Genomic DNA, 10,540 nt, shown 5'->3' with positions numbered 1-10,540 from the left:
GTCGGCCTCACAGTGCTTTAAAAAGGTTGATGCGCGTTGAAATTGCACAATGCGAAAGATTTAGCGACGGTGGGCGCTCAAATCGTGGAAGGTCGATTCCGGGCGGGGGTATTTCCGCATCCTGCTAGGGGTCGTGAAACGCACCCCCCTTGCAGGCTGATGAAAGATTATTTCGAACAGCGCCGTCGTCGACCGCGCGCACTATCGGATCGGATGCTCTCGACGCCGCGGCCTATTCGGTTGATGCCACATTGCAAAGCGGATGATCAAAGTGATGCACCCTTTGATGCGGCATGACCACCCAGTTGCACTGCATGAGACTAACGAGCGACTATGTTTCCTCGGAATGCGTAGGAAACCTGTTTGGAGGGATCTGCGCAGTTCCCAGATGGCTAAAGCGGACCCACATCGAACGAGCGACACACATAAACGCATCGCTCTGCAGCGATACATTAGCCCTCGCGCGCCGCAAACCCGGCACCCCTCCCTTCTGTCAGTTTTGTCAGTGCTCCGAGGGTGCGTGCAGAGAAAAACGCAGCCCGAAACGGCCTCGCCGCGCCATCCAAAACCGACGATTCGTAGCTTATGTGTCGGCAAGAGCAACGCCTCAGACGCGGTTGGCGCCGGCCATCGAGGAGCCGCTCGAGTTAGAGCACCCAGGGCGTGAGTTCAATTCGCACCGTTTTCGTCGGCGTCAAGGCGTCGTATCGTCTCGCCGCAATTCCATGGTAGTTTGCCGTTTCGTCGACTACAGGAAAAGCATGCAATCCACGGGCGGAAACTCGCGCTACCCACCTTGAAATTTTCCCCGTGCATCTATTTCTAGATCCGCTCAGGTAGTCGCGCCCGCTGTACCGCGCGCTGCTTGCCACCAAAAACCGAAGGCCTCCCGGCGCCATCGGCCGGTCGATGTTTCCAATATTGACGCATTCAACAATCCGCGTGACATGCCTGCGCATTTATGGCGACTCTTTGGAGCCCGACGATTTCTGCGGCGATCGCGCATCGTGCACGCCAAGGCAAAACTCAAGGGAGCGCGCCATTCATATTTCTGTGCTTTGATGCCTCGGTGCTCGTCTGAAGGCATGAAGAAAGAGCTCATGGAGAAACATGTTGCGAGCATGGACGGTTAGTTGCGATTCTGACGAAGACAATGAACGCCTGGAAGCGTGGCGATATGCTTCGGATCGCCGATCAGTTGCCAGGGATCGCGGAAAGCCTCGCGCGCGAAAGGGAGAGCAGAAATTGCCGCGGTGATCATTCAACGCCCATAGCGCTCACCGCCTGAGGAGCGGCTACCGCCTATATGAATCCCACGACCCTTGCTGAGACCCGCCGAGCATGCCCGGCATCGACCCGGAGTCCCGCGGCCGCAGCAAGGTGGTCGATATCGCAAAAACGAGCGAGCGCGCGATCCGTTGCGACTATAACGATGGCATCCGCTCGCATGGCGGCTAACCCTGTAAAAAGCTCTTGCCGGTTTTCGATCGAAGTATCGGCCAGGCGTTCAGGGTCCAGCAGAACCATCCCTGCCCGTGCCCGAAATTGCACCAGCGCGCCGTGTTTCGTGATCCAGTCCCCTATCGCGAGCGCCGCGCTGTTGCCCAGTCGCTCGCGCGCGTTCGACACGAGGGCGGGCCATGGGTCGATTCCCGCTATCTCACGCGAGGGCCGCATAAGTGCGGCGAGTTCAAGGAGTAAACCCTCTCCGCAATCGAGGTGGACAACGGGGCCGGAGGTTCGCGCAAGCAACGATGATTGTTCCCAAACCACCGTGCTCCAACGAGATCTCCTTGCAAATTCATCGGCGAATTGCCCGTCGCAGCATTCCTGTATGGACTGTGCGATCGCGGGCGAGGCATACCACCGCCTACGGGGGCCGGCCAAGGCCACCGCCTGCCGTGCAACTCGCCCCGGTGCGCGGTAAGCGAAGCGCCATTCGGGTGTCGTGACTTCGACGATGCCCGAGCGGACGGTAGCGCGCGTTGGCATGTCGCTCCATGTTTCCCAAAGCGAAGCCTCTCCCGCAAATCCGATTTCCTTTGCCAAATCGGAGAAGTGCGATACGGCGTGGCTCGACGCAGTACAGGTGGGGCTGCAAGGCACGTGACGCAGTGGTCCTATTCCTAGCGCGGCCAGTGCTGCCAGCGGGGATATCGGTCCATTTTCCGCCAGTGTCTTCGCGATCGCATCGCGCCAGCCGGCGTTCAGTGCCTGCGACCACGCTTGCGCGCAACAGGCTGGGAATCCCCGGTCGAGCAATAGTGAAGGAGACATGGAATCGAGCGATGTTTCCTGTGGGCCATCTTTCCGATTTGCTTCGATCAGGAGACAGTAAACAGCGAATTCGCGAGCGTCGCATTCTGTGCCGTCCTGCATCACCGGGACGTGCAGTAGAGCGTCCGGTGCGGTTTCGCGCACCGATACCAATAAGTCCGCGTGCTTCGCATGGTCGAGTACCGCCTGCAGCGACGCAAATGGCGCCCAAACGAGCGTCGCCCCCACGATCCCGCGCCGAACGGCTTCGAGCTCGGTCGACAGCGTCGCTTGCGCGGAGCGTTGGAAACTGGCGTCCCATCGGGCTTGCGCCTCTTGGCTTGTGAAATTGACACGCGCCCGCGCGTGGGCCGACAGGTGCCTATGCGTATCCATAGCCATTTCCGTTTGCGGAACAAGCAGCCTCGGCCAGTTCAGCGATATCGCGGATGCATTCATGATCGAGGCGCCTCGTCGCGCACATCGTCCAGCAAATCTTCGAGCAAAGGCTCCTCCCCGACGGACCATGCGTCGATCATCATTGATTCGAGGCGTATTCGACTCGCTGAAACGCTCAGGGGTGGCCTCCCGCCGGCCGCCAACCCGCGCTCGGCATCTTCGAACAGTCCGTACCAGACGGCGCAGTCGCTCGATCGCAAGCGCCAGTCCCCATCGATCGCGGTGCCGGGACAATTGCCTTTGCACATCAAGAAGAAGCGGCAGCCTGCGCAGCCGCCGTCCGATCGAGCCGTTTCATACAGCGCCAATTGCCGTTCGAAGCCTCGACGCCGTGCCGGCAGATAGGCGATCCCTTCCTTGTTCGTTCGTCCACAATTGGAAGGTGTGCCGTCGCCTTCCACACCAATGACCGCGCGCGTCGAGTAGGCGTCGCAAGCATGGAATACGCACGCCGCGGCCGAATCGTGGCCTCTCAACATTGCCTCGATTTCCTTGAAGACATCGAAACGAATCGACGCGAGCGATGCTTCCAGTTCACGTAGCGTCCGCATGGCAATCAACTGTTCTTCGACAGTCATTTGCAAGTGTGCGGTCTGTTCCGCGTTGTCTCGTTCGAGCAAATGCAATCGCACGCGTTCGCCCCCCAGCCGATCAAGAAACTGCAGCCACTTGCAAAGCCGCGTCAGCCGTTCGCCCACCGCGTTGAGCCGATGCAAGGTAACGATGACCCTCGGGGGCGTACCATCGCGGCAGAGCCGCTCAATGACGGCCTCCGTCATCGCCGTCGCCCGCCGCGTCGAGATCAACGTGCCGGCCCAGCGCTCATCGTTCATTTCTCCGGGGCCGTCGATCGATACTCCGACGTTTACCGAGTAGGAGGAAAAAAGCGCGAGATCGGCTTCTCGTACCAAGGTGCCGTTCGTCTGCATGCCGACGGTTCCGTGACGATCGTAGCCGAACTCGAGCAGGCGTCGCAGATCGGAGCGCTTGGTCAGCATGACCTCACCGCCGAAAAGACTGAACGGCACGCCGATTTCTTCGAGCTTGCCGATGACGGCGTCGACGTCATACTGAGGTTTGCGTGTTTGGCTCTCGCGAGCGGCCTGCTGATAGCAGTACTTGCATTGGATGTTGCATTTGTCGCCCAGCGGTCTTACTTCCACGGTCATTGTCGGCCTCCTATGGACAGGCGCTAAGCAACACTACGCGAGATAGCCGAACGGAAAATCCGCGCGTGCTTGCTCATCGACTTGTTCCTTTCCGGCCATCGCGGGTAGAGACAGCGAGCGCCGCCCATGCTGCAGCAAGTATCCTCGGGAACGCAGCGATGCCAACGCGGACTCGACCGCGCCGTCCGACAGACGAGCCGCCAATTTTTCGAGGTCTTTGTCGACGCGAGGCGAGCGGCATAAATCGAGCACGGCTACTTCAGCTTCGTTGGCAAAATAAAACGGTTCGCAGGCTACGCTGCGGGAATCTTCGATCAAGTAGCCACTGTCTATCGGGAACGCACGCAACACAGGCGGCTCGGGCTCGTCGAACCAGCGCGCACGCCAACGCTTGACAGCCGTGCGCAGCTTTTCCAAATCCAGTTCGGTGGCAGACGAGGGGGCCTCGCCGTCGAAGAAATAAGCGAGGTTCGAAAGCGCTTCATCAGGGATCTGATAGATCTCAGCATAGGACCTGAACGGACGGACCGAACGAAAACCGATCATCTCCGCTTGTTCATAGTTCGGGCTGAATCGATCGAGACGGATGCGGCCGCACGCGACCGGGGGCTGCAAGTGCTCGAGCAACGGTACGATTTCGGCTGCGGCATCGTATTCCTCGGAAGGCTCCTCCGGAAATCCGTACAGAATCGACCAGATCACGCCCAAGCCGAGTTCGCGGCAATTTCTGAGCAAGCGGACATTCAGCAAACGATCCACGCCTTTTCTCATCAGCCGGAGAATCGGATCCGAGAGGTTCTCGATGCCCGGTTGAACCCACGTCACTCCAGAGCGTGCCAAGGTCCTCAGCTTCTCTTCGTCGAAGTTGGACTTAATCTCGTAAAACAAGTTGAGCCCGCGATGCTCCCCTACCATCGGTTCGAGGACGTTCGCAACATGCTTGGGGCTTAATATATTGTCGGTTGCTGCCATGCGCGCTATCGCATGCCGCACAACGAGCGTTTCGAGTTCGTCGAGTAAGCGGCTCGGTGATTTCTCGCGGAAAGTCATGCCCTCGCCGTTCAACCCGCAAAAGGTGCAATGATGCTTTTGCCCCCACCAGCAACCTCTCGACGATTCGAACGGGATGGATGGGCGCACCCTATAGTGCTCCTCCAACTCGGATAGTTGGGCAAAGTAATCGCTGTAATCCGGAACGGGCAGTTCGTCTAAATCCCGAGTCGGACTGGTGGCGACGACGCCATTGCGCGGCGCGAGCGAAAATTCGGCGCCGTGCCGAGCGGCGTTTCGTTGCAGAAGTTCCTTGACAAACGGTGCGAACGTTTGATCGGCCTCGCCGGTGAAAACGTAGTCGATTTGCGGGAAATGCTCGCGGAGCACGGTGCCCATTGGACCATGACAATTCGCTCCGCCGAAGCAGACGACGGTGTCCGGACTCGAAGCCTTGACGGCAGCGGCGATCGCGAGCGAAGCGGCCGTCTGCTCGAACATCGTTGTGAATCCCACTACGCGCGGCCGAGACGCCATGATTTTCTCTGCCGCGAAACGCACGAAGGCCTGCGCGTATTGGCCACGCAGTGCGTCGAGATCGCCGATACCTGCTTTGTCGAGCGCACTATGGCGTTCACGCTCGTACGTTTGATCCACAGGGCGAATCCGGTCCGTACGGAGCGCTTCGGCGAAGAACCAATCGCCGATCAGCAAGTGACTGGGTAATCCGCCGGCAAGACACTCATTCAAATCGAGTCCTATCCACTGCGCGAATGTGAGGTTCAGGTAGAGCGACGACGCACTCAGGCCCGCGCGTCTCAGAGTCGCCTGCAGCAAGCCCAGCGCAGCGGAGGGGCGCACTACCGACACGACCGGCGCCGATAATAGCAAGACGTCCATTGTTATCCCCGCGCCGTGGCTATTCGACGACGCCGCGTCGTGAGTTTGACCGGTTTGTCTCGCCGCTCGGCGAACGCTCGGGCTTGCGAGAGCAAATGGATCGACGAGTACAGGCGGTCGCATGCCGTGCATACGCCGTCGAAGTCTTCCCGTTCGAGCGGGACCGGATCGTCCGCGGTTGTCTGGACGAGCACTTCCACGGGGCCCTCGCTGCCGATCCATTGAAGGAGCGCATCGTCATCGGCTTGCCATATCGCGCGATTCAGGCCGCCCTCTCGAATGTGCCCTACGACCATGCTTTCGCTATGAGGCAGTACACCGCAGCACGGATACACGTTTCCTTCGGGGTTGACCTGAAAATTGCGGAGAACCGACGTGCACGGTCCACGATAGGCATACTCCCAGCGCTTGCGCAGTTCGGCCCGGTCGGCCTCGATGTCGGCGGCGCGTCCCGTCGAATTGATCGCCGTTTCGTAGATTTGAACGCTATCGTCAAGCGCTAGGGCAGTGCGCAACGACTCGGCTGTCATCTTTGAATCGGGCTCAATCACCACGGCAATTCTCGCTTTCACCCCTGTGTCGATCGCTGCCGAGACGGCGTTAGCGATGTGTGAGATCTTCAGGAATTGCGCATGGGCATCGTCGTACGAGAGCGTTACCTCCGAGAGGCCCACCGCCTTGAGCGTTGACACCACATCCTGCGCGCGCTCACGGGATTTGGCCCAAAACGCGCTCGTGGTGATGCCCGTGCGCAGGCCTAGCCCGGCCGCGTGCTCGATTGCCTCACGAACGAGCTCCGGATGCAGGAGCGGATCGCCGCCGACGAAATGAACCGCGTCGAAAATGTATGCGGCCGCAGCCTGTGAAATCGCGGCTTTGACATCATCGAGCGACAAGTGCCCTCTTTTTGCCATATCCGACGAGTAGCAGCAGTGAGCGCAGTTCAATGGACAGCGCAATGTGACATTGATGACAAGGGCGACTGGATCGTTCTTCATCGGCGTTCTCGCGGATATACGAAACAGTCCACTGAACCAGCCGAATTGACTCGGATTCGCCGCGATGGATTACAATACTTCCATTTCAACGGGATCACCCGCTTGGTGTATTGACGGGTGTATCTCATGAGCTTTTCTGTCGAGACTCCTTAGTACCATCGAATAAACCACGCACAATCACGTCGCGCAGGCGAGATCAACCGCGCACGCCTCACCAGGCCGAGGGCCATCGTGAGGCTGCGCTGCATCAACATCAGCTCTTCGCGCTCGCCTTCACTGAATTTGATTTTGCGCATGCAACTTTAGACCGGTGCAATTTCATTGGTTCAATGGACGAGTTCGTTGCGAATCGGCGAGAGCCTCGACTAACAAGCGGCGCTCGAAAACTGCCCCGTACCGCTCCTGCTATTCGATTAGACGTCGATATGGATAATCGCGGCGTGCCGCGGCTTGCTCGCGACCGCGACGGGTTTCGAACGAATCATTGCTTCGACCTTGTCGCTGATTTGGATTCCACATTGCGCCAGATAGGCCTTGGGGTCGACCGAAATCGCAGAAGCGGACGGCGGATTCGCTTTTAACGATTTGGCTGCCAGTTGGGCCTTTTCGAGATCGACGATCACGTCATTGCTCATTTTTTCATTCCTCATGGTTTTGCCTGCGCTTTACCGGTTCGAGTTCGCAGGCGATCGAATGCGCGTACCGATGGAAAGACGCTGCGCGTGAGATTGAAACGCAGTATCGATTTTCACTCAGACATCGATATGAATGAGCACGGACTGCCGCAGCTTGCCACCGCCTCCAAACGGCTTACTACGAAGGGGGGCAGCGACTTTGTCGGTGATCTGGACGCCGTGCTGAGCCAGAAACGCCTTCGCTTGTTTTGCTTGCGCGGACTCAGACGAGGAATCGTTGCCTTGCATTCCATCGATGCTAATAGCCATATCATTACTCATTCTCATTTCCTCATGGTCGAATGAACATTTCCTGGTTGGGCGGCATTTGCACTTCCCATTGTGCAGAGTACTCCACACGTAGCGACCTTGCCGCCGACTGCGTGTCGCTAAATTAATCAACGTTTTAGCGCTCGCTCAGTGCGCACCCCGGAAGCCCTGGTGCCCGAAGCCCTGCACACGTTGGAACCCCTGCGGTCTCTGCACGCCGTGCAGTCCCTGACTACGCTGCACTCCCTGAAAATCAGCGACAACTCTCATAGAAGCCACGTGCTGTCCGGTCATCGAGTGAATCTGCCAGACTTGATCTTCATTGAGGGGTAATACCACGCCCTGTTCACCCATTCGTCTGCTCCTGGAAGTCTAAGAAAACATTGAAACATCACGACGAACCGAAACACCCCCAGCCCCTTACATTGGCACGCGCAAAACGTCGTCCCACGTCCGTCTTATGGCGCTGGAATTTGAGAGCAGAGCAACAATTCTCAAATCGAAAAACTGCATACTCGCATCCTCAACCCCCGGTGAGTTGGACGTCTGCAACTGACGAGCAATAGCCGCGCCAGACGGAAAGCGAGGTAATACGACTAATCGGTGGAATCGCCTGTCGCAAATGTCTCAACCTTGTCGTACATCGAACAATATTAAGCGACATCAACCTGCTGTTCACTGCCTGGTGGCGAAATGAGGCTCTGTCGAGGATTTGTCGCACTAACGCGATCGGAGTAAGATTGGTTTTCGATCGTGAATGACGAACGGCATGGGACGAAAACACCGCGCAAGGCCTTGCCGCCGGGCATCGGCAAGGTTCTCAAGCGACTGCACTATCCGCTGGACGATCCTGCTGTGCGTACGCTGGTATGTGGTTTATTCGTTTGGCCTGCGCAATCTCGAGGAATGATCGCCAAGATCTGGTGTCCATGGCTTGATGTCCAAGTTGCTTTAGCGACTCTTAATCGACTGGCGCGTGCACAACAGTTACAGATGGAGGCCCGCACCCTGAACTGCACCCCAAAAGTTGGACACGGATCCAACCTTTTGGGTGTTTTTCATGGCGAAGCACCATAAGCGGTTCAAACTGACGTTAATTAAAACGTATTTGCGCGGGGGAATTGGGCTGCCAGTACTGGCAGCCCGCCACGGGATCGACTACTCGATGCTTCGCCGCTGGGTTGATGCCTATCGTTTGCACGGCTACGTAGCTCTTTGCCCTAAGCGCAGCCAATACGGCGTTCACTTCAGGCTGAAGGTGCTCAGGCGCATGTCGCGTGACGGGCTTTCCCTGCGCGAAGTCACTGCTCTGTACGATATCCGCGATCCCGCCAGGGTCTCGTAATGGGCCCGCCTGTATGATGAGGGCGGTATAGATGCTCTGATGCCCCGCCGACGAGGGCGTCCAAAAAAATGCCCGAGACCCGGCCTGACCTGCCTGTTGAAGAGAAACCTACCGATGCGCGATCACGCGAAGAACTACTCAAGGAGCTCGTGTATCTGCGCGCGGAGGTGGCGTACCGAAAAGATGTATGGTCCGCCCCGGCTTTGCGAGCAGGCACTTTCAAACGAAGCAGTTTGCGTAAATGTATCCGGCCTCTCGCGAGTCAGCCGCTTTTGACGGCAAGGCCATGATGGGATATGCACGCCCGGTTCCCAACAAGCTTCGTCGGCCTCAAAGGCCGGTTTTTTTGAGCTGGGTTTACCGAGCGCCGTTGCGCTGTTTCGTCATCAGGTGCAGGCAAGCAAACTTGGAAGGGGGCGCAAAGTCTCCTATTGCTGTTGCGGTTGTCGCAAATTCAGAGAGCCGTGTCGTGTGAGGACAGCCCACGCAATGCGCGCAAGTTTGTTGGCCAGCGCCACGATAAGCTTGTTGCGGTGTATTCCTTTCGCCTCCATCTGATTCAGCCAGACACCGAGATGATCTTTGGTTCGATCCAGATGCAGAACGCACGTGCGAGCACCATGCAGCAGCAGCTTGCGCAAATATGAGTTTCCACGTTGCTGATACCAAATAGGCGCTGTTTGCCGCCTGTGGAGAATTCCCGGGCACGAGCCCCAGCCATGCCGCGAGATGGCGACCGGACTTGAATTGCGTTCCGGTGCCCGCAAACGCGGTAATTGCCGTCGCTGTCAACTGGCCGATGCCAGGCGCAAGTGTCCATCGGGTGGCTGCATCGTCGGCGCTCGCAATAGATTCGATCTGGCGCCGAATCAGAAGCAGGCGCGCCTGAATGGCACGGTATTCCTGCCACAACTTGTTCGAGCAAACTGTGCATTGCTGGCGTCAGTCCATTCTGGTCGTCTGAGAGATCCGACGGCATGTCGCGGATAAAGTAAGCCGCTCCAGCGGGAAGCGTAAGGCCGTATTCGAGGAGAAACGTACGCGTCTGATTGATGACGGAGGTCTTGTTGTAGACGAGCCGTTGCCGCACCCGGTCCAGCGCCTGTAAGTCGAGCTGTGGGTCGGTCTTTAGCAGCGCGAATCGCATGGTGGGACGCGAAATCGCTTCAGCAATGGCTTCTGCGTCGACTAGATCAATCTTGTTCGACTTGACGAATGGCTTGACGAACTGTGCAGGAACAATGCGGACCTCATGTCCTGCAGCGGCGGCTTTCCTCGCTAGCCAGTTACTGCCGGGCCAAGTGAGCCGCCCCGGGTTTTCCGGAGACCGTTTTGCTTGCGTCATGCCACAGTGACAGACTCAGCGAGATTTGCATAGTAAGCGGCTTCTGCCTCGGCAGGTGGAATATTGCCGATGGGGCCGAAGAGCCGACGATTGTTGAACCAGTCCACCCATTCGAGCGTCGCCATTTCAACGGC

General features: G+C 58.0%; 9 protein-coding genes and 2 pseudogenes. 2 read left to right on the top strand and 9 right to left on the bottom strand.

The window, feature by feature from the left end; genetic code table 11:
* Positions 1-1,302: 1,302 nt before the first annotated feature.
* The 6 genes from AB3X89_RS37890 to AB3X89_RS37865 form a co-directional block, all read right to left on the bottom strand.
* Positions 1,303-2,715 carry a hypothetical protein gene (locus tag AB3X89_RS37890; RefSeq protein ID WP_368587763.1) on the bottom strand — a complete coding sequence of 471 codons (1,413 nt, stop codon included), beginning with the start codon at positions 2,713-2,715 and terminating at the stop codon, positions 1,303-1,305.
* Positions 2,712-3,884: a radical SAM protein gene (locus tag AB3X89_RS37885; RefSeq protein WP_368587762.1), complete on the bottom strand. Its 1,173-nt coding sequence runs from the start codon at positions 3,882-3,884 to the stop codon at positions 2,712-2,714. The genes AB3X89_RS37890 and AB3X89_RS37885 overlap by 4 nt, the downstream gene beginning before the upstream one ends.
* Positions 3,885-3,917: 33 nt before the next feature.
* On the bottom strand, positions 3,918-5,774 hold the full coding sequence (locus tag AB3X89_RS37880; RefSeq protein WP_368587761.1) for a RiPP maturation radical SAM C-methyltransferase: 1,857 nt from the start codon (positions 5,772-5,774) through the stop codon (positions 3,918-3,920).
* A gap of 2 nt (positions 5,775-5,776) precedes the next feature.
* A complete protein-coding gene (locus AB3X89_RS37875) occupies positions 5,777-6,772 on the bottom strand; it encodes a radical SAM/SPASM domain-containing protein (RefSeq protein WP_368587760.1) in 996 nt (331 codons plus the stop codon).
* 413 nt (positions 6,773-7,185) lie between these two features.
* Positions 7,186-7,407 carry a hypothetical protein gene (locus tag AB3X89_RS37870; RefSeq protein ID WP_368587759.1) on the bottom strand — a complete coding sequence of 74 codons (222 nt, stop codon included), beginning with the start codon at positions 7,405-7,407 and terminating at the stop codon, positions 7,186-7,188.
* Positions 7,408-7,524: 117 nt separating this feature from the next.
* On the bottom strand, positions 7,525-7,728 hold the full coding sequence (locus AB3X89_RS37865) for a hypothetical protein (protein ID WP_152854895.1): 204 nt from the start codon (positions 7,726-7,728) through the stop codon (positions 7,525-7,527).
* A 741-nt stretch (positions 7,729-8,469) separates the two neighbouring features.
* Between AB3X89_RS37865 and AB3X89_RS37860 the strand changes: the two genes are divergently transcribed.
* Together AB3X89_RS37860 and AB3X89_RS37855 are read left to right on the top strand one after the other, a co-directional pair.
* Positions 8,470-8,793, top strand: a complete 324-nt coding sequence (locus AB3X89_RS37860) for a hypothetical protein (protein ID WP_368587764.1) — start codon at positions 8,470-8,472, stop codon at positions 8,791-8,793.
* Entirely contained in the window at positions 8,777-9,061 is a 285-nt protein-coding gene (locus AB3X89_RS37855) for a transposase (RefSeq protein ID WP_368587758.1), read from the top strand. Before AB3X89_RS37860 ends, AB3X89_RS37855 begins: the two co-directional genes overlap by 17 nt.
* A 357-nt stretch (positions 9,062-9,418) precedes the next feature.
* Here the strand turns inward: AB3X89_RS37855 and AB3X89_RS37850 are convergent, their stop codons facing one another.
* The 3 genes and pseudogenes from AB3X89_RS37850 to AB3X89_RS37840 all read right to left on the bottom strand — a co-directional run.
* Entirely contained in the window at positions 9,419-9,853 is a 435-nt protein-coding gene (locus AB3X89_RS37850) for a transposase (protein ID WP_368587757.1), read from the bottom strand.
* 289 nt (positions 9,854-10,142) lie between these two features.
* A pseudogene (locus AB3X89_RS37845) lies at positions 10,143-10,406 on the bottom strand (IS110 family transposase); the annotation flags it as partial.
* Positions 10,403-10,540, bottom strand: a pseudogene (locus AB3X89_RS37840) (IS3 family transposase); the annotation flags it as partial. The pseudogenes AB3X89_RS37840 and AB3X89_RS37845, both read right to left, overlap by 4 nt.

This window comes from Paraburkholderia sp. BR14320 (assembly GCF_040948665.1).
Taxonomy (GTDB): domain Bacteria; phylum Pseudomonadota; class Gammaproteobacteria; order Burkholderiales; family Burkholderiaceae; genus Paraburkholderia; species Paraburkholderia youngii.
This window is presented reverse-complemented; position numbering and strand designations above follow the sequence as displayed.